The organism is Petralouisia muris (genome assembly GCF_004793545.1).
GTDB lineage: Bacteria > Bacillota > Clostridia > Lachnospirales > Lachnospiraceae > Petralouisia > Petralouisia muris.
The window spans coordinates 41,186-60,406 of record NZ_SRYA01000017.1 but is presented as its reverse complement, the minus strand read 5'-3'; the positions used below and the strand labels follow the sequence as shown (position 1 = coordinate 60,406).

Below are 19,221 nucleotides of genomic sequence, written 5' to 3'. Positions count from 1 at the left end.
CCAAAACAAGGGAAAGTTTTTAATTACCGCCCACCACCTTATCCAAAAGCCTTGCGGAAGTCCGTTTCGCCTCTCTGGTGGCATGGGCATAAACATTCATTGTGGTACTTACATCAGAGTGTCCCAGAAGTTCCTGCACATCTTTCGGGGCTGCCCCGTTTGATAACAGATTGCTCGTATAGGTGTGCCGCAACTGGTGGAAGTGGAAATTTTCAAGCCCCTCTACGTGTTTCTGAATCAGCCTGCATACATTGGAGAGGGTTGCGGTTGATTCATAGGAACCATCCTGACGTAAACATACAAAAGACAGTTCTTCGTAATCGTCCGGTATCTCCTCCGTACTTTGCAAAGAATACAGATCATAATGCGTCCTTCCCTTTTCCATTACTTTCTGATAGTAATTGCGGAAATACATTTCGCCACACTGGAAACGCTCTCTGTGCTGTTGCTTTCTGGCTTTTTTTAGTATCTCTGCCAGTGTGTCGCAGAAGTCCACTGTACGGATTTTTTTCCGCTTGGTTGCACCGATTTCCATCTTGTGGCGGGTGGCATTGTAACGCATACTCCGGCGGACGGTAAGATACTGTTCCTCAAGGTTGATGTCCTGCCATGCCAGCCCGCATACCTCGCCAATGCGTAATCCAGTATAATAGGCTATCTGCACCGGCAGGAGTGCCGGATTTCTTTTTTTACGGAGATAATCCGTTATCTCCGTGTACTGCTCATGGGTAATGGTCGGGATGTCTGTCTCATTTTCCGCATTTCCCTCAAACAGTTCCACTTCCTCCTTTTTTACCCGCATGCGTACATACTGCATGGGATTAAAAGTAATATAGCGTTTCGGGAATACCGCAAACCGGAACGAGCCCCGCAGGACTGCCGAAAACTGGAGCATATAGTTTTTACTGATGGGCTGAGCCTCCGTTCCGTCCGGTCTTGTTCCTCCAAAAGACAGGAAATCAATATACTCCTGTAAATGGTCGGCAGTTATGCTTTTCAGCTTACGCTGTCCGATAGGATGTTTCTTAATCTGTCTGGCGGTAGTGGTATAGGCAATCAGCGTCCCAGTGCTTAATGTACCGGGCTTTACTTCTTCCTCCAGCCATATATCCAGCATTTCCCCCAGCGTGATATTTTCCGTCTTTGCCACAAACTTCTTTTCCTCGTAATCCTCCATTGCCTTGCGGAGAAGTTTCTCCGTTTCTGACTTGCTCTCTGTTCCTGCGTACTCCTTCTGCACCAGATTTCCGCTCTCATTCTCCACATAAAAGCGGTAGTACCATTTCTTTCCTTTTTTTCTTACAGAACCTTTTGCCATAATAAAATCTCCTTTCCTAGACGCAATCTGTTATTGCGTTGGCAATCGGAACTGATAGATATGCTTATTTGCGTGTAGGCATATCAAAACTCCGGCTGCCCTGTCACAAGGAATGTTCACTCAGAAGATTTTTCAGCCTCGTCCTCGCAAGTTCCGGCTGTTTGGCATACACCCTTACAATGTCGCTGATTTCACTCGTGCTGTTGATGAAACGCATAACCTCCCGCAGAAACATGACGTTGTTAAACTCCTGTTCAGATTCAAATCCCATGACCTTTGACATTGCCTCATTGAAATCCCCGCCCTTACCATACTCTTTAGCCGCATGGGTAAAAGACTGGTTAAACATACGGTACTCATAAAGGAACAAAAGCAGCAAATCCTTTGAGAAATCGCTTTCTTCCTCTTTCATGTCAAGCGGGAAATCGCCCATTATCCGGCTCATGGCGGATTCAATCTTAAAATCCCTGCTGTCCGACATATCCGCCCCCATATCCTCTGTTTCGCCCCGGAGCCATGCCGCTGATACATGAAGTGCATCCGCTAATCCCTCAACAATCAGTTTCTTTGTGTTGTCAATGCTCCCATTCTCATACCGCTGGATGGTGGTCTTGTTCACGTCCATCTGTCCGGCAACATACTGGAGGGGGAGTTTCAGCGACTTGCGGCGTTGTTTCGCCCGTTCACCGATTGTCCTGCGAAGTTCTTTCTTCTCCATCGTGACCTCCTTGCACTGCGTTCCCCCTGCTTGTTATAAGCTGTTAAAGGGAAATCTGTTTCGTTGTTACAAGACTATAATAACACACAAAAACAGATATTGCAATATGCAAAATAGAAATAACCGCAAAAGGACTTGACAAAACCATCGTATTTATTTATTATGTATTTTACAGCGTTGCATAATGCAATATTGTAAATCAACAAGAAAGGGGATACGGATATGAGCAGGAATGAAAATGCAGGAAAAACAGGTTATCGGAAAAGAGGGAGGATATTTGTATGGCAGAGATTAAGATTGGAATGACGATAGAGGAAGCGTCCGAATATACGGGCATTGGCAGGAACACCATGCGGAAACTGGTGGAATGGGAGAAAATCCCGGTGCTGCGGATTGGACGGAAAGCAATCATACGCAGGGATGTGCTGGAGAGGTTTATGGCAGCAAATGAGGGGAAAGACCTGCGGAACCGCCCGGAAGTAAAAACTGTCCGGACATGATAAGAGGCAGCCATAACGGCTGCCCCATTGGCAATCAGACCGGAGTCTTGATATACCTACACGCAAGATAAGTGTATCACAGACTTCTCCGGTTATCAACCGGAATTTTTCTTTGGCAGGACAGGAATGGTGTAGTTTTGGTGTAGCAATGGTGTAGATTTTTTCTACACCGTTCCTACATCATTTTTTGAAATACTACACCATTCCTGCATCATTTGGGGCAAAGCCTACATCAAAACTACACCATGACAGGGGAATCAATGGGAAAAGTGCCTGCACCTCTGCCTGCACTCTGCCCGCACCCAAATTAGGGGAAACAGACAGGTGCCTGCACCTGTGCCGGTACTTATGAAGATTATGCAGTTACTTATGCCTGCACCTGTAGGCAGTATGCTTACACCATGCTGGCACTTATGTTTATCCGCAGTATTTTACTTTGGCAGAATACAGGTCAGCGGCAGATGGTTTCTCCGGCAGGCAAAATAACAGGCAAAAGCTGGATATACACCCGCTTGAACAAGCCCCCGGCAGGGCCCCCGCATTTTTGGCTTGACAAAAATGCTAGGGGGGTTATCATTATCGGCAGAGCCGAAATGATAACCGCACCCCGCCACGTTCCCATCAGCCCAAAGGAAAATCGGAGACGTAAAATGATTGATAAGGAAACCAGCCGGAAAGGAAATGACAAATAAGAAAAAAATTCCTCCGGCAGAGAGGGGGATGTGATGAATGAAGTATCATACAGTGCCCATATCAGCAACGGGAAAAGTGCCCTCAACAGCAAAGGCAGGCTGTCCGGTGTGGCAAAACACAACCTGCGGAAATACCGTTCCAAAGAGTATGACAGGGAGAACATTGTCCTGCTCTTTGGCAGTACAGATCTTATGCGGGATGTGAAAAAAGTCTATCAGGACACTTTTTCAGAAGCACTGGAGCAGTATAACCAAAAACAGACAAGGGCAGACCGACGGATTGACGATTATTTTGAACATCTGTCCGGCAAGAACCAAGACATGGCAGTGGAGATTATTTTCCAGTGCGGGGATAAGGATTTCTGGGAAGATGTCTTTATGGAAACAGATAAGGAAAAGCAAAACAAAGAAAATATCTGCAAGGTATATGACACCTTACTGGAGCAGTTGCAGAAAGAAATGCCGGATTTCAAAGTTGCAAATGCGGTAGTCCACTTTGATGAAGCAAGCCCGCATATGCACGTTGTAGGCGTTCCCATAGGCAGGGGATTTAAGCGCGGGCTGGAAACAAAGGTTTCCAAACGCTCTGTTTTCACTCCGAAAACGCTGGAGAATATTTTACAGAACAGCCTGCGTCAGACCGCAAGCGTAGAAATGCTTATCCACTTCGGAGTGCTTGTAAAAGATAAGCAGAAAGGGAAAAACTATGACCTGACCGTTGCGGAATATAAGGTGCAGCAGGAAACGAAGCGGCTGGAAATGGTGGCGGGATTCCTTGAAGAAAAACAGGACAGGCTTTTTAATGCCAACCAACGTCTGGAACAGGCAGAAAAAGAAGTTTCCGAAGCAGAACGGCGGTTGTCTGACACGAAAACAGAGATTATCGGAGCAGAGGAAGATTTGATACAGATAAAAACAGAAGGCAGGGAAATGAAACAAAAACTGATGGCAGAACAGGAGGAAATACGGCAGGAAAATTTGTCCTTAAAAACAGATACGCTTATCCTTCATTCTGATAAAGAGCGTCTTTTGCGTGATGTCAGGAAAGCAACAGATGAAAAGGAACAAATACAGGTAAAAAAAGAGGGGTTTTTAGAGGATATCGGTGTGTTGGATAAAGAGTTTGAAAAGCGTCTGGATTTCATCAACGTACTGGATAAACTCAAAGCACTCTTTTATAAGCTGTTATCCATGATTCCGCTGGTGCGGGAGTTTGCAAAGTTTGTAGAAGAAAAAAAGGATATACGGGCCGCCTCCCCTTATGGCTATACCCCTCTCGGCAGGCTGTTAAGGGAGTACCGTACCTCTCTCCCTCAGCATGACAGGCTTGTCACGTTCCCGGAGATTGCCTCGTGGCAGACTTCCACAGGGGAAGTGGTTCCGGTGTATGAGGACTATAACGGACGGGGAACGGAGTACAGGCTGGCGGGATTCTGGAATGTGCAGAAGGAACAGGCTGTAAAGGTTTCTGAAATAAGAGAGGAAATCATGCCGGAGAACCGGATATGTACGTTAGAGCTGGCAGAGGTGTATGTAAAGGCGGTGGAGAGTTTCATGGAGGATATGGAACCGGAAGAACGTACAAGGGAGAACCGTCCTATGTATCAGAGACAAAACGAGGAATATATACAGGGCAGATAAATAATTCCGTTGTTAAAAGGCATAGATGAAATATTCTATGCCTTTTGCAGTGCAATTAACTTACAATTAACATATATGCACTTTTAGAGTTAACATTGGGGACGGTATACTTGGTTCATACAAAAAAAACAAAGGAGTGTGTTCAATATGAAAAAATTTATTATGATTGCAACCGTTTTTACACTTATGACAGGGGTATTGACAGGATGTAGCGGCAATGCTGGTTCGTTCACTGACAAAAGTACAGCAAATGAGACAACTAAGAGTTCACAAACAATAGCCACCGACGGTTCCACTTCAATGGAGAAAGTCATTGGATTTTTGAGTGAAGCCTATATGGAGGAACATGGAAATATAAAGGTTACATACAATCCAACGGGTTCTAGTTCCGGTATACAGGCAGTAGCGGAAGGAAGATGTGATATCGGACTGGCAAGTCGTGACCTGAAGGAAGATGAAACAGCAGATTTACAGGGAACGGTAGTTGCCATTGATGGAATCGGAATCATAGTCAATCCTGATAATCCGGCAACAGATTTAACAATTGATCAGATAGGGAAGATTTACAGTGGTGAGATTACCAACTGGAAAGAGGTTGGCGGCAGCGACGCACCGATTGTCTGTATTGGGCGTGAGGCGGCTTCCGGCACAAGAGACGGTTTTGAGGAAGTGACAGGCACAAAGGATAAATGCAAGTATTCACAGGAACTTACGTCTACGGGCGATGTCGTGCAGACGGTATCCGGCAATCCAAATGCCATTGGCTATGCATCGGTTGCCTCGGTTGGTGATACGGTAAAGATGGTCAGCGTGGAAGGGGTAAGCCCGACAACAGAAAGTATTCAGGATGGGAAATACAAAGTCCAGAGAAACTTCGTGCTGGTCACAAAAAAGGACACTGCTCTTTCTAAAGCTGCACAGGAGTTTTTCGACTTCGCTACCAGCGAACAGGCAGACAGCCTTATTACAGAGGCAGGTGCTGTTCCTGTCAAACGGTAATTACAGGAGGGGCTGTTATGGAAAAGATAAAAAAGACAGCAAGGTGGATGGAAAGGGCAATGAACCTGTTGTTTTTGGTATGCGGTCTGCTGACGATACTGTTTGTCGTCCTAATTACTATATTTCTCTTGATAAGCGGCATTCCGGCAATACGGGATATCGGTCTGGGAGATTTCCTGTTTGGGAAGGTCTGGGCATCTACTTCTGCAAAGCCTTCCTATGGAATCCTTCCCTTTATCCTGACATCCGTATACGGAACTCTGGGGGCAATCCTCATAGGAGTTCCGATTGGACTGCTATGTGCTATTTTTCTGGCAAAGATGTCCCCAAAGAAAGTTAGCAGTGCAGTAAGGAATGTGGTAGATTTGCTTGCCGGAATCCCGTCTGTCGTTTATGGGCTGGTGGGAATGATCATCATTGTTCCATGCGTAAGGGAGATATTTCATCTCCCGGATGGTGCAAACCTCTTTTCGGCAATTCTTGTCCTTGCTGTTATGATTCTGCCCTCTGTCATTTCCGTATCGGAAACGGCAATCGGGGCGGTGCCAAAGGAATATGAGGAGGCTTCTCTTGCTCTGGGGGCGACAAAGACGGAAACCGTATTTAAGGTGGTTGTGCCTGCCGCAAAAAGCGGCATTGTCACTGCGGTTGTATTAGGCATTGGCAGGGCAGTCGGGGAAGCGATGGCGGTTATGATGGTAGCGGGAAATGTTGCCAATATGCCGAAACTGTTTGGCAGCGTCCGGTTTCTGACTACTGCTGTTGCCAGTGAAATGTCCTATTCTTCCGGCTTACAGAGACAGGCATTATTTTCCATCGCACTGGTGCTTTTTCTGTTCATTATGGCAATTAACCTGATATTAAATGTAGTAATTAAAAAAAAGGTTGGAAGTTCCACTATTGCATGAAAATACCATGCCAAGTGGAACTAAGGCAAACCTATCAAGAACGCAAAAACAGCGTTCTTGAGGAAAATGGAGGAAATACATGTGACTGATACAATATCGAAAGCAAGAAAAATTAAGGATACTATCTTAAAGCTGATGATGGTTTTATCAGCAGGATTGATTTGCTCTCTCCTGCTCGGACTGATTGGATATATCCTGTACCGGGGCATTCCACATATCTCATGGATGCTTGTTTCTACGAAACCAAGCCTTTTGTGTGGTACGGTCGGGATTCTGCCAAACATCCTGAATACCTTATATATCATTATCATAACGCTTGTAATTGTACTGCCGCTTGGGGTAGGGGCTGCGATTTATCTGAACGAATATGCAAAGAATAAAAAACTGGTACGGGTCATTGAACTGGCAACAGAAACCCTTGCCGGAATCCCATCAATTATATATGGACTGGTGGGAATGCTCCTGTTTGTGCAGTTTTTCTCTCTGGGAACCAGTCTGATGGCCGGTTCGCTCACCCTGGCAATCATGACATTGCCCACGATTATACGCACCACACAGGAAAGCCTGAAAACGGTGCCAAAAGCATACCGGGAAGGTTCGCTTGGATTAGGGGCAGGCAAATGGTATATGATTCGTACAGTTGTCATTCCCTGTGTCATTGATGGGATTGTTACCGGCTGTATCTTATCGGTGGGCAGAGTGGTAGGTGAAAGTGCCGCACTTCTCTTTACGGCAGGGATGGCAAATGAACTGCTGTCCGTACCAGAGGCAGTGCAGGCGGGAAATGCGGGTTCTACCCTGACCGTTGCCATGTATGTATATGCGAAAGAGCGCGGGCAGTTTGATGTTGCGTTTGCGGTTGCCGCTATATTGCTTGTACTTACCTTTCTTATCAATATGTTGGCAAAGATAGCGGCGGTTAGACTGAAACAGAAACGAGGTTAAAGTTATGGAACACATTATCACGACAAAGAATTTAAACTTATGGTATGGTGCGAGCCATGCCCTGAAAAGTATCAACATGGAAATCCCGGAAAAGAAAATCACTGCGCTGATTGGCCCCTCTGGCTGTGGAAAATCCACTTATCTGAAAACATTGAACCGGATGAATGATTTGGTGGAAAGCTGCCGTATCGAAGGAGAAATTATGCTTTCCGGCATTGACATTTACAAGGGGATTGATGTAAACATTTTGCGGAAACGTGTTGGCATGGTCTTTCAAAAACCGAATCCGTTTCCAATGAGTATTTATGATAATATTGCCTATGGTCCAAGAATACATGGAATCAAATCAAAGGTTAAGTTGGATGAAATCGTGGAGCGTTCCCTGACGCAGGCGGCAATCTGGGAGGAATGCAAAGACCGTTTGAAAAAGAGTGCATTGGGCATGAGTGGCGGCCAGCAGCAGAGGCTCTGCATTGCAAGGGCACTGGCGGTAGAGCCGGAAGTCCTTCTGATGGATGAACCGACGTCTGCCCTTGACCCTATTTCCACTTCAAAGATTGAAGATTTAGCAATGGAACTGAAGGAAAAATATACGATTATTATGGTAACCCACAATATGCAGCAGGCAGTGCGGATTTCAGATAAGACAGCATTCTTCCTGCTGGGCGAGGTGGTGGAGTTTGATGATACGCAGACCATGTTCTCCACACCGTCTGACCAGAGGACAGAGGATTATATTACAGGGAGGTTTGGATAATGCGGAATAAATTTGACAGACAGTTATCGCAGCTTAATACAGAACTTGTTACCATGGGAGCCTTATGCGAGGAGGCAATTACCAATGCGGTAAAATATCTTACGGATAATGAAGAAAACAGCAAAAATATGTGTCTGGATGCGGATACGCAGATTGATAAAAAAGAGCGTGATATCGAAACCCTCTGCCTGAAACTGATTTTGCAGCAGCAGCCCGTGGCAAAAGATTTGAGAGTTGTTTCAGCCGCTTTGAAAATGATATCCGATATGGAACGGATTGGAGATCAGGCATCGGATATTGTGGAGATTGCACCTTATGTGGCAAAAAAGGGAACGCTTGGCGAAACCCATATCCGGGAAATGGCAGAAGCAGCGATCAAAATGGTGTCAGAAAGTATTGAATCTTTTGTAAAAATGAATCTGGATATTGCCTGGCTGGTAATTGAACATGATAATATCGTGGATGATTTATTTGACAAGGTAAAGCGGGAGTTGATAAAATCAATAACGGAGAGACACGACGATGCGGAGGCTCTTATGGATTTGCTGATGATTGCAAAATATTTTGAGCGGATTGGCGACCATGCAGAAAATATTGCGGAATGGGTTATTTATTCCATTACCGGAGAGCATCGGAAAAGACCTGAAAATAAGGAAAGCTCCACCAAAGGAGGAATCGGTTAACATGATTTATCTGCTGGAAGATGATGATAATATAAGAAAGCTGGTATGCTATGCGCTGTCAAAAGAGGGATTTGAAGTACAGGGGCATTCTTCTCCAAAGGAATTTTGGCAGGGACTAAATACGGAACTGCCGGAATTGGTTTTGCTGGATATTATGCTGCCGGAAGAAGACGGGTTGTCGATTCTGAATAAACTGAAAGGTAATGCAGCGACTGCGCATATCCCTGTGATTATGCTTACCGCAAAGGGCAGTGAATTTGATAAGGTCACAGGCCTTGATATGGGAGCGGATGATTACGTGGCAAAGCCTTTTGGAACGATGGAACTGATTTCAAGGATCCGGGCGGTACTGAGGCGTTCCCAAAAAACGCAGGATGACAGAACGTATACGATTGGCGGGCTGTATGTTAATCCTGCAAAACATATTATTACGGTATCAGGGGAAGCGGTATCGCTTTCCTATAAGGAATATCTGCTGTTGATGGTTCTGCTGGAGGCAGAGGGCAATGTAGTGGAACGTGACAGGCTTTTAACCAGTGTCTGGGGGGAATATTATACAGAATCCCGGACGCTGGATGTGCATATCCGGAAACTGCGGGTAAAACTGGGGGATGCCGGAAAACTCATTCAGACTATAAAAGGAATCGGTTATAAATTAGGAGGCGATTGGAATGAATAAAAAAATTTTTCGTTCGTCACTGCTTACCGTCTGTCTTGTATTGGCAGCTACCATTGCATTGATTATGGGGCTTTTGTTTCATTTTTTTGAAAAGCAGATACAGAAAGAGCTTGCCAATGAGGCCGGCTTTCTGGCACATGCTCTTGAAAATGAGGGAGCCGGATATTTTGACAGTTTTGATAACAAGAATAACAGACTTGCCGGAAATAACCGTATCACATGGATTGATGAAAATGGAACGGTATTGTTCGACAGCAGGGCAGATGTGTCTGAACTGGATAATCATGCCGACAGGGATGAAATTAAAACGGCAATGAAAGAGGGGAAGGGCATGAGTACGAGGTACTCCAAAACCCTGACGGAAAAAACAGTGAATTATGCCATACGGCTTTCCGATGGCAGCATACTGCGGGTTTCGACAGAACAGTATACGGTAGTAACCATTCTGATGGGGATGCTTCAGCCGATTTTATTCATTATGTTTGTCGCATTGATTTTAACACTGGTGCTTTCCGCAAGGGTATCAAAAGCCATTATAGAACCAATTAACAAACTGGATTTGGAAATACCGGAAAATAATGACACATATGAGGAATTAACACCTCTGTTACGGAAAATTGCAGACCAGAAAGAAACGATAGGGGAACAGCTTGCGGACTCCCGCAAAAAACAGAAAGAATTTAACCTTATTACAGAAAATATGAGTGAGGGCTTTCTGGTTATTGATGCAGACGCCAATCTCCTGACCTATAATTCTGCCGCATTAAACCTGCTTGAGATTACCCCTCCGGCAGACAGGAGTGTCCTGCTGTTATGCCGGGCAAAAGAGTTCAGAGGCGTTATATCCGATGTATTGTCAGGAATAAAGGCAGAGAATACGATGGTGCGGGAGGAACGCAGTTACAGTCTGATTGCCAATCCGGTTTATGAGAAGGAATCCGTAATTGGGGCCGTTGTGGTTATTCTGGATATTACGGAACATGAAAAAAGGGATATGCTGCGCCGGGAGTTTACGGCAAATGTTTCCCATGAACTGAAAACTCCGCTGACGTCTATCTCTGGCTTTGCCGAACTGATGAAAGCAGGCGATGTTCTGGAAAATGATGTGACTGACTTTTCAAAATCCATTTATGATGAGGCACAGCGGCTGATTACGTTAGTCAATGATATTATTAAGATTTCTGAACTTGACGGGCAGAGTATTCCTTATGAAAAGGAAACGGTGGATTTATATGAATTGTCAAAGGAAGTAATCGGACGGTTGGAAAAAGAAGCCGATAAGAAGAATATTACCTTTCATTTGATTGGCGGCAGGGCAGAGATTATAGGCGTGCATAAAATTTTGGAGGAAATGCTCTATAACCTTTGTGACAATGCGATTAAATATAACAAGGAAAATGGTACGGTGGATGTTTTGGTAAACCAGACGGGAGATGGCGTGAATGTGATTGTGCGTGATACGGGAATCGGGATTCCTATATCACATCAGGACAGGGTGTTTGAACGCTTTTACCGGGTGGATAAAAGCCATTCCAAAAAGGTAGGTGGAACAGGTCTTGGTCTTGCCATAGTAAAGCATGGTGCTCTGTACCACCATGCAAAGCTCAGTCTGGAAAGTACTGTGGATGTGGGAACGGTGGTAACGATTGCATTTTCTAAAAAATAATAAAGATAAATATATGCCGGAAAACAGCCCGTATAAGGGCTATGCCCGGCATATTTTTAACGCAGTTTTAACATACTCCTGAATCCGTGAAACTGGTTGTTTTATGAGTCCAATCCCAAATCGGATTGGCTTGCTCTTAATAAACAGTCCTTCAAAGACAGTATTTTAATGTATGATGACTGATTTTGGTTCCAAATGGCAGTTAAGAATACTGGAAATCCTTAAAAAAGGGCATACTTCCACTTTGGTTTTTCATAAGTTATCTGCCAGGACGATATTTACAATCGAAAATCGGCGAAAGCTGTGTATACCTCCGCAAAAGCATTCCGCCATATATTACTTCGGCCAAGACCTATCAGCAGCTGACGGGCATGCTCCGTAACGTGACTTGCCATCATGATCATGTTCCCGATTACCGTGCGCAGCCTTCTGCGCCTGACCTTATGTTTTGTCCTGGTCCCCTTCCTGCCGATGCTTTCCTGTCCGATCATCCGCAGGATGTTATAGGCCAGGATGGTTAGTTCCAGTGCCAGCTCGTTGGTCTCAAATTTGCCGGATGGCAGCCGCTCCACATCCATATCAGTCTTGATCTCGCTGTGGAACTGTTCACATTCGCCGTGGGCATGATAAAGACCGATGACCTCGCGGTCTGTCATTCCAAGGTTTGTCCACCAGGTATCGGCCTCAATGTCGCCTTCCAAAAGGAACTGCCCATATTTATCAATGGTACGGTTTATGATCTCATAACCGATGCGCAGGGTGATGTTTTTTTCTTCTCCATCCTCTGTTTTATACGAGACCTGTTTCCAGTCGCTTCCAATATAAATGGTCTTTCCATCCCGGGGAGTTTCGATATCTTTGCTGTATTCCCGGGCCATTCTCAGCCAATCCTCTTTGCTTTCCCTGCGGAGGTTGCGTTTTATGATGAAATGACATCCCGTTTCCACCAGGATACCGATATTTTCAGCGGCATCATTGCCTGAATCCAGGCGGATCAGGAGCGGCTCATCTGTGATCTCCCTGCACATACGGATGGTCTCGCGTAAAAATTCAGGGGTATGCTTCTGGCAGTGCCGCTTTCCTTCCCGGAGTTCACAGTTGACCAGATAGCCTTCCGTACCAATATATGCCATGATCGGTGCGTAGCCGTCATATCCTTTATAAGTTCTGGAGACTCCCTGCTTTTTCGTCTTGGAATTATCAAATGGTGTGACATCAATATCCACCGGCACATAGCCGTTTGGAAGTTTTCCCGGCACAATACCGTTTTCCTTGAGCATCCGGATGTTTTCCGCAAGGATATAAGAACGCATGGATGATCCAATGTCATCCATCCGCTGGCGCAGGGTTTCCTCAGAAGGGACACTCCTGACAATGCCAAGTGCGTATTTATAAAAATCCGGGTCATCATCAAACTCATGGACAGACTCATAAGCAGGTTTTCCCATCGTGAGGAGTCCTATAAAAGTGAGCAGGACATCCCCGTTCTTGATCTGGTGCTGGGAACGGTTTGGGGTTACATCCATACGGTTGCAGCGCTTTACGAAGTCGCATTTGCCGAGAATGGCGCCGACAACTGCAAGGCCGCTGGCTGGGATGATCCGCTCATTGGTGAACTCAATTTTTATCTTTTTCATGATGACTGCCTCCATAGTTTTCTTATGGAGTATTGTATCAGAAAATATCACCAAATGGGTGATATTATTTTATCTCAAAAAAATATCGGCAGACCGCACAAACAGGGCGATTATAGCATGAAACAATAATTAAACTTCACGGATTAAGGTATAAGTAGAAAATTAACAGCCTGGCATGCTTGACAGGAACATAAATTTTCTGTATATTTAAAATTAATCAGAAAAAGGTTAAATAAATATAATTTAGTTTATCAGATGGAGGATATCTATGGCTAAGGATGTAACATTAGCAGATATTGCGGCAAAAGTTGGGGTAAGCAATGTTGCAGTTTCCAAAGCGTTGTCAGGAAAACCGGGAGTCAGTGATGAGCTTAGGATGAGAATCAAGCAGGTTGCAGAGCAGATGGGATATATCCCCAGCCAGTCGGGAAAGACGGCGGTTGGCAAAACAGGAAATATCGGGGTGATCGTGCCAGAGCATTATTATGGATATTCCCTTTCCTTTTATGGACAGCTGTATGGGAAAGTGGTCAGGGCGTTATATGACAACAAGTATTATGGCATTTTGGAACTGCTTTCCAAAGAAGATGAAGAAGAAAGCAATGCTCCTAAGGTGCTGCAGGACAGTAAAGTTGACGGGCTGATTCTTTTAGGGCAGCTGGGGGAAAAATATATTAAAAGGATTGTCAGCCAGACAGAATTGCCGGTTTTTTTCCTTGACACTTATATGCCGTCTATTGCGTTTGATACGGTGATTTCTGATGGATATTACGGAACCTATCTTCTTACCGATTATCTGATCAGGCATGGACACAGGAAAATAGGATTTATCGGGAATGCAGACGCCACAAGCAGCATTGCAGACAGGTTCTGGGGATACAGAAAAGCATTAAGGGAAAATAATATAGCCTTTGAAAATGGATGGGAAATATCAGACCGCAGCAAATATGGGAAGATTTATGATAAGATTCTGACCAGAAGGATTGACATGGACGCCTATGTATGCAATTGTGATCTGGCTGCCTATACCCTGATTCAGGATTTGGAGGAGTTGGGCTATTCGGTGCCGGAGGATGTTTCGGTTGTGGGGTTTGATGATTTCCTGCCGGGAAGCACCGGAAGGGAGGAACGGATTACAACATACAGTGTGGATATGGAGCGGATGGCAGAAATATGCGTGAAGTCATTGATTAAGAAAATTGAACATAAAAATTATGTGCAGGGCGTTCAGATTGTAACAGGGAGTATTGTTGAGAAGAAAACAGTAAGGTGGAGAACAGAAGAATAGAATCACGGAGTATGTATAGCATTTCCAGTTTAAGAGCAAGTAAGATTGCTCTTTTTTTTGTGAAAAAAAATTAAAATAAATATAATTTCATTAATTTATTAATCTTAAATTAATTTATAAATTAATGAATATTGGAAAAATGCAATACATAATGCACAAAAATAAGAGTGGAAAATTAGTATTAATAACGAAAATATACACAACACATAGGAAAGTGTTGACAAAATATATTAATTTAATTATAGTTAAATTAATATAAAAAATATAAAATATTAACAATTAAACTAAGATAAAATAAACTGCTGGAAATGGGGTAAAAAGCAGTGCAAAGACGCCAAAGCAAACATATGTACATTAAGGTGTCATGACCTTAAAATAAAAAAGAAAAAAGAAAAAGGAGAGAAACTATGAAAAAGAAAATCTTGAAAAGAGTGCTTGCAGTTTCACTTGCAGCGGCTATGGCAATGCCGTTATCTGCATGCGGAAACAAGGGAACAGAGGAAGCAGGGGGAGAAGGGGATCAGGCAATGGATGTGACCATTGACCAGATTAAGCTGGGTGAAGATTACACAGACATTAAGGCAGATTTAAAATTCCTGACTCACAAGACAGATGCTGTTGACACCACGTTCAAGGGCTACATAGAGGAATTCCAGAAATTATATCCAGACATCAACATTGAATATGAAGGAATCACCAGCTATGCAGATGATATTCAGACACGTATCACCACGGGTGATTGGGGTGATATCTGCATGGTTCCGATGACGGTTGATAAAGATGAGTTGGGGAACTACTTTACAAAACTTGGAGATAAGGCAACCCTTGCTAATACCTATGAAGAAAATATGCTGAATAATTACGCGTACGAGGATAATGTATACGGAATTCCTTCCATGGCGAACGTACAAGGGATTGTGTACAACAAAGCAGTCTTTGAAAGCGCAGGGATTACAGGGCTTCCAAAGACGCCAGATGAGTTCCTGGATGCCTTGCAGCAAATCAAGGATAAGACAGATGCAATTCCAATGTATACCAATTTTGCGGCAGGCTGGACAATGACGGCATGGGATGCCTATATTGACGGCGGTGCAACAGGAGATCCGGATTTTGCCAATACGGGCCTTGCAAAGGGAGAGAATCCTTTTTCAGACAGAGGGGATGGAACTGGCCCATTTGCTGTTTATAACACCCTGTATGAAGCGGTAAAGAGGGGGCTTACCGAAGAAGATCCCACCACGACAGACTGGGAAGGCAGTAAAGGTATGCTGAACAAAGGAGAAATTGGCTGCATGGCGCTTGGTTCCTGGGCTGTTGTACAGATGCAGCAGGCAGGGGAAAATGCAGACGACATCGGATATATGGCATTCCCAATTTCCGTTGATGGGAAACAATATGTATCAGCGGGACCTGACTATAACTATGGCATCAACTGCAACAGTTCCAGGGACAATCAGATTGCAGCAATGTGCTACATCAAGTGGTTGGTAGAAAAATCTGGATTTGCCCAGGGTGAAGGCGGACTTTCTATCGTAACTGGGGATGAATATCCAGAAGCTTTAAAAGCGTTAGATGGAATAGATCTGGTAGTAAATAGCCCGGCTGCGGCAGGAGAAGAGAACCTCTTTAATGATATCAATAATAGTTCTGAGCTTGGCATCAATGTATCAGGGGCAATTCCGACACAGATTGTAGAAGAAGCCACATCTGGAACAAAGACCATGGAAGACATGTCTGCAGAATGGAATGAAAAATGGACTGCAGCCCAGGAATCGAATGGCGTTGAACACTAATGAGAACGGGCGGGGTGAAGGCTCGCCCCGCCTTTTATCAGAGAAAGGAGTGTGTGGGATTTATGAATGAAAAGAAGAGTTTCAAGGCATGGATCACATCAGGAAAAGTAAACCGGAAGCTTTGTATTTTTACCTTTATGTTTGTGCCAGTAGCATTGCTTCTTGTCTTTACATATATACCCTTCTTTAAGATGATTGGATTCAGCTTTTACGATATGAAATATATCGGTGAAAGGGAATTTGTAGGATTGAAGAATTATCTGGAGGTATTTACAAGGCAGGATTGTTTTCAGGCATTAAAGCTGAGCTTGTATTATATCGTAGCTTCTTTTATCCAGCTTGCCCTTGCGCTGTACTTTGCATCCGTATTGAGCTTTAAAGTAAAAGGCAGCGGCGTGTTCAAAGGGTTGATGTTCTTCCCATATCTGGTATGCGGTATTGCAGTAGGTTTTATTTTCAAATTCTTCTATACCAGAGGGTTCGTGCTGGATACCGTGCTTCAGTGGTGCGGATTTAATCTGGAGCAGCTTCCATACTGGCTGAGGGATACGAGGATCAATAATATTTCGGTTGCCGCAACTTCTGTATGGAGATATATGGGGCAGGGCATGGTTATGTTCATTGGCGCAATCATGTCAGTAGATGCTTCTCTTTATGAAGCTGGGGATATTGATGGAGCCAATAGCTTCCAGAAGTTTATCTATATCATTCTGCCCAGCATCAAGACGATTATCGTATTGAACATGATTCTTTCTATTACCGGTTCTCTTAGTGTATTCGAACCGCCTTACGTTATTACTGGCGGTGATTTTGGAACAGGAACCTACTTTGTTATCATGAACGAGCTGGCACATGAAAGCCAGAAAGTAGGATTGGCGTCTGCAATGGCGATTGTCCTGCTTATCCTGATTATGATTGCAACTATGATACAAAAATGGGTGGAAAAATATTACTTTGGCGTAGGGGATGCAGAACCGCTCCGTGAGGTTAGAAAGCGTAAAAAACGCTTAGAAGCAAAAGGAGGTGCACGGTAATGTCAACAGCAAAGATGAAAAGAATCATAATTTCCATTTTGAAGTATTTTACTTTGATTTTAGGGGGATTTATTTCTGTGCTTCCAATCGTGGTTTGTGTTATCACAGCCTTTAAGACGCCAGAGGAATATGCTTCTACAAATGTTATGACGCTTCCGAAGAGCTGGTTCTATTTTGAGAACTTTATCCAGGCGTGGTCACAGGCAAATATGGGCATTGCATTCCGCAATTCCATCATTATTCTGGTATTTGTATTGGCCGGCTCTATCCTGACTGGTTCCATGCTTGCCTATGTGCTGAGTCGTTTCAAATTCAGGGGCAACGGGTTTATCCGGAATTTGTTCCTGTTTGCTTCCCTGCTTCCCGGCATCGCCATGCAGGTATCGGTATACCAGATTATGTACAGCCTTGGATGGATTAACTTTTTGCCAGGTTACATTATTATGATGTGCGGTACTGATATTATTTCCATTTATATCTTTATCCAGTTTTTCGAAAACATACCGGATTCTCTGGATGAATCGGCAATTATGGATGGATGCACCTATTTCGGCGTATTTTTCAGGATTTTATTCCCGCTTTTGAAACCGGCCATTGTAACGGTTATGATTCTGAAGGGCGTAGGCGTATATAACGAATACTATACCGCAAATCTCTACCTGCAGGATAAGAACCGCCTGGTTACGGTTGCAACGTCCCTGTTCAAATTTACTGGTCCTCTGGGAAATCAGTATAATTACATCTGCGCAGGCGTGATTATCACAATGGTGCCGGCGTTGATTGTATTTATTCTTTGTCAGAAGCAGATTTACGGCGGATTGGCTGCGGGAGCTGTAAAAGGATAAGGAATTTCGATTGAGATACCTATACAAGGTATCTGTATCATCATAAATGGAGGAATGATTCAATGAGTGAAGTTAAGATTATTGGGGCGCCGGTGCCCAATGTGCCCTGGCAGGAAAGGCCAGAGAACAGCAAGCCGTGGATGCCGGTATGGCGTTACAGTGACAATCCGATTATCGAGCGCAATCCTGCAGAAGGGGTTGCGCGGATTTTTAACAGTGCTGTAATGCCTTACAAGGGAGAATTTATCGGCGTATTCCGCGGCGAGCAGACCAATGGAATCCCGTACATTTACCTTGGAAGGAGCAAGGACGCCATCCACTGGGATTTTGAGAAGGATAAGATACCTTTTAAGGATAAAGAAGGAAATGATTTCATGCCCAAGTATGCGTATGACCCAAGGCTTGTGAAGGTGGAAGACACTTACTATATGATCTGGTGCCAGGATTTCTACGGCGCATCCATAGGAGTGGCAAAGACACAGGATTTTGAGACGTTTACCAGGATTGAGAATCCATTTCTTCCTTTTAACAGAAATGCAGTGTTATTCCCAAGGAAAGTGAACGGGAAATTCCTGATGCTGTCCCGTCCAAGTGACAGCGGACATACGCCTTTTGGCGATATCTTCCTTTCCGAGAGCGTGGATATGGAATATTGGGGCAGACACCGCCATGTGATGGGAAAAGGAAATGAGTGGTGGCAGAACGTGAAGATCGGCGGAGGCGCGGCGCCCATTGAAACCAGCGAAGGATGGCTCCTGTTTTATCATGGCGTGACCGGAACCTGCAATGGTTATGTGTACAGCATAGGAGGCGCAATCCTGGATCTTGAGGAACCGTCTGTTGTCAAGTACCGCTGTGACAGGTTCCTGCTGACGCCGGAGGAATGGTATGAGGAGCGGGGCTTTGTAGCGAACGTAACGTTCCCCTGTGCAACGATTCATGATGCAGAGAGTGGAAAAATTGCAATTTACTATGGCGCTGCAGATACCTATGTGGGCCTTGCATTTACAAAGGTAGATGAAGTGGTGGCGTTTATCAAAGAGCATAGTGCAGTGACAGAAACAGACAAAGAAATTGGAATCCGGTAAGTGGGGAGTTACCTGGCTGAAAGGAGGAAA

17 protein-coding genes are annotated in these 19,221 nt (G+C 44.4%); 14 read left to right on the top strand and 3 right to left on the bottom strand.

Features of this window, described 5'->3' with window-relative positions:
• Positions 1-19: 19 nt before the first annotated feature.
• A complete protein-coding gene (locus E5329_RS10160) occupies positions 20-1,318 on the bottom strand; it encodes a tyrosine-type recombinase/integrase (protein ID WP_016307471.1) in 1,299 nt (432 codons plus the stop codon).
• Between the two features lie 103 nt (positions 1,319-1,421).
• Positions 1,422-2,036 (bottom strand): helix-turn-helix domain-containing protein, encoded by a 615-nt coding sequence (locus tag E5329_RS10155; RefSeq protein WP_120486608.1) that lies wholly within the window; start codon positions 2,034-2,036, stop codon positions 1,422-1,424.
• A 281-nt stretch (positions 2,037-2,317) separates the two neighbouring features.
• On the opposite strand from E5329_RS10155, the gene E5329_RS10150 reads away from it, so the two are divergent.
• The 9 genes from E5329_RS10150 (at position 2,318) to E5329_RS10110 (ending at position 11,506) form a co-directional block, all read left to right on the top strand.
• Positions 2,318-2,536 carry a helix-turn-helix domain-containing protein gene (locus E5329_RS10150; protein WP_016285446.1) on the top strand — a complete coding sequence of 73 codons (219 nt, stop codon included), beginning with the start codon at positions 2,318-2,320 and terminating at the stop codon, positions 2,534-2,536.
• Positions 2,537-3,261: 725 nt separating this feature from the next.
• Positions 3,262-4,869, top strand: coding sequence for a plasmid recombination protein (locus tag E5329_RS10145; protein ID WP_135989438.1), 1,608 nt, complete (start codon positions 3,262-3,264; stop codon positions 4,867-4,869).
• Between the two features lie 147 nt (positions 4,870-5,016).
• Positions 5,017-5,868 (top strand): phosphate ABC transporter substrate-binding protein, encoded by an 852-nt coding sequence (locus tag E5329_RS10140; RefSeq protein ID WP_004060642.1) that lies wholly within the window; start codon positions 5,017-5,019, stop codon positions 5,866-5,868.
• A gap of 17 nt (positions 5,869-5,885) precedes the next feature.
• Positions 5,886-6,776, top strand: coding sequence for a phosphate ABC transporter permease subunit PstC (gene pstC / locus E5329_RS10135; protein WP_135989437.1), 891 nt, complete (start codon positions 5,886-5,888; stop codon positions 6,774-6,776).
• Between the two features lie 81 nt (positions 6,777-6,857).
• Entirely contained in the window at positions 6,858-7,721 is an 864-nt protein-coding gene (gene pstA / locus E5329_RS10130) for a phosphate ABC transporter permease PstA (RefSeq protein ID WP_135989436.1), read from the top strand.
• A gap of 4 nt (positions 7,722-7,725) precedes the next feature.
• Positions 7,726-8,478: a phosphate ABC transporter ATP-binding protein PstB gene (gene pstB, locus E5329_RS10125; RefSeq protein ID WP_135989435.1), complete on the top strand. Its 753-nt coding sequence runs from the start codon at positions 7,726-7,728 to the stop codon at positions 8,476-8,478.
• Positions 8,478-9,161, top strand: a complete 684-nt coding sequence (gene phoU / locus E5329_RS10120; protein WP_120409521.1) for a phosphate signaling complex protein PhoU — start codon at positions 8,478-8,480, stop codon at positions 9,159-9,161. The genes pstB and phoU overlap by 1 nt, the downstream gene beginning before the upstream one ends.
• A gap of 1 nt (position 9,162) precedes the next feature.
• On the top strand, positions 9,163-9,840 hold the full coding sequence (locus E5329_RS10115; RefSeq protein WP_120433965.1) for a response regulator transcription factor: 678 nt from the start codon (positions 9,163-9,165) through the stop codon (positions 9,838-9,840).
• On the top strand, positions 9,833-11,506 hold the full coding sequence (locus E5329_RS10110) for a sensor histidine kinase (protein WP_135989434.1): 1,674 nt from the start codon (positions 9,833-9,835) through the stop codon (positions 11,504-11,506). Before E5329_RS10115 ends, E5329_RS10110 begins: the two co-directional genes overlap by 8 nt.
• Positions 11,507-11,784: 278 nt before the next feature.
• Here the strand turns inward: E5329_RS10110 and E5329_RS10105 are convergent, their stop codons facing one another.
• Positions 11,785-13,158, bottom strand: coding sequence for an IS1380 family transposase (locus tag E5329_RS10105; RefSeq protein ID WP_275443162.1), 1,374 nt, complete (start codon positions 13,156-13,158; stop codon positions 11,785-11,787).
• A gap of 253 nt (positions 13,159-13,411) precedes the next feature.
• Between E5329_RS10105 and E5329_RS10100 the strand changes: the two genes are divergently transcribed.
• The 5 genes from E5329_RS10100 to E5329_RS10080 all read left to right on the top strand — a co-directional run bounded on the left by E5329_RS10100 (position 13,412) and on the right by E5329_RS10080 (position 19,191).
• Entirely contained in the window at positions 13,412-14,431 is a 1,020-nt protein-coding gene (locus E5329_RS10100) for a substrate-binding domain-containing protein (RefSeq protein WP_135989432.1), read from the top strand.
• A 407-nt stretch (positions 14,432-14,838) separates the two neighbouring features.
• Positions 14,839-16,224: an ABC transporter substrate-binding protein gene (locus E5329_RS10095; protein ID WP_135989431.1), complete on the top strand. Its 1,386-nt coding sequence runs from the start codon at positions 14,839-14,841 to the stop codon at positions 16,222-16,224.
• A 62-nt stretch (positions 16,225-16,286) separates the two neighbouring features.
• Positions 16,287-17,258 carry a carbohydrate ABC transporter permease gene (locus tag E5329_RS10090; RefSeq protein ID WP_135989430.1) on the top strand — a complete coding sequence of 324 codons (972 nt, stop codon included), beginning with the start codon at positions 16,287-16,289 and terminating at the stop codon, positions 17,256-17,258.
• On the top strand, positions 17,258-18,103 hold the full coding sequence (locus E5329_RS10085; RefSeq protein WP_135989429.1) for a carbohydrate ABC transporter permease: 846 nt from the start codon (positions 17,258-17,260) through the stop codon (positions 18,101-18,103). The genes E5329_RS10090 and E5329_RS10085 overlap by 1 nt, the downstream gene beginning before the upstream one ends.
• A gap of 62 nt (positions 18,104-18,165) precedes the next feature.
• Positions 18,166-19,191 carry a glycoside hydrolase family 130 protein gene (locus E5329_RS10080; RefSeq protein WP_135989428.1) on the top strand — a complete coding sequence of 342 codons (1,026 nt, stop codon included), beginning with the start codon at positions 18,166-18,168 and terminating at the stop codon, positions 19,189-19,191.
• Positions 19,192-19,221 lie beyond the last annotated feature (30 nt).

What these genes read in the sequence shown, in the direction of transcription:
- E5329_RS10100 (WP_135989432.1), top strand. Translation starts at nt 13,412, where the DNA reads ATGGCTAAGGATGTAACATTAGCAGATATTGCGGCAAAAGTTGGGGTA.
- E5329_RS10160 (WP_016307471.1), bottom strand. Translation starts at nt 1,318, where the DNA reads ATGGCAAAAGGTTCTGTAAGAAAAAAAGGAAAGAAATGGTACTACCGC.
- E5329_RS10085 (WP_135989429.1), top strand. Translation starts at nt 17,258, where the DNA reads ATGTCAACAGCAAAGATGAAAAGAATCATAATTTCCATTTTGAAGTAT.
- E5329_RS10115 (WP_120433965.1), top strand. Translation starts at nt 9,163, where the DNA reads ATGATTTATCTGCTGGAAGATGATGATAATATAAGAAAGCTGGTATGC.
- pstB (WP_135989435.1), top strand. Translation starts at nt 7,726, where the DNA reads ATGGAACACATTATCACGACAAAGAATTTAAACTTATGGTATGGTGCG.
- E5329_RS10145 (WP_135989438.1), top strand. Translation starts at nt 3,262, where the DNA reads ATGAATGAAGTATCATACAGTGCCCATATCAGCAACGGGAAAAGTGCC.
- pstC (WP_135989437.1), top strand. Translation starts at nt 5,886, where the DNA reads ATGGAAAAGATAAAAAAGACAGCAAGGTGGATGGAAAGGGCAATGAAC.
- E5329_RS10150 (WP_016285446.1), top strand. Translation starts at nt 2,318, where the DNA reads ATGGCAGAGATTAAGATTGGAATGACGATAGAGGAAGCGTCCGAATAT.
- E5329_RS10140 (WP_004060642.1), top strand. Translation starts at nt 5,017, where the DNA reads ATGAAAAAATTTATTATGATTGCAACCGTTTTTACACTTATGACAGGG.
- E5329_RS10080 (WP_135989428.1), top strand. Translation starts at nt 18,166, where the DNA reads ATGAGTGAAGTTAAGATTATTGGGGCGCCGGTGCCCAATGTGCCCTGG.
- E5329_RS10105 (WP_275443162.1), bottom strand. Translation starts at nt 13,158, where the DNA reads ATGGAGGCAGTCATCATGAAAAAGATAAAAATTGAGTTCACCAATGAG.
- E5329_RS10095 (WP_135989431.1), top strand. Translation starts at nt 14,839, where the DNA reads ATGAAAAAGAAAATCTTGAAAAGAGTGCTTGCAGTTTCACTTGCAGCG.
- E5329_RS10090 (WP_135989430.1), top strand. Translation starts at nt 16,287, where the DNA reads ATGAATGAAAAGAAGAGTTTCAAGGCATGGATCACATCAGGAAAAGTA.
- E5329_RS10110 (WP_135989434.1), top strand. Translation starts at nt 9,833, where the DNA reads ATGAATAAAAAAATTTTTCGTTCGTCACTGCTTACCGTCTGTCTTGTA.
- E5329_RS10155 (WP_120486608.1), bottom strand. Translation starts at nt 2,036, where the DNA reads ATGGAGAAGAAAGAACTTCGCAGGACAATCGGTGAACGGGCGAAACAA.
- phoU (WP_120409521.1), top strand. Translation starts at nt 8,478, where the DNA reads ATGCGGAATAAATTTGACAGACAGTTATCGCAGCTTAATACAGAACTT.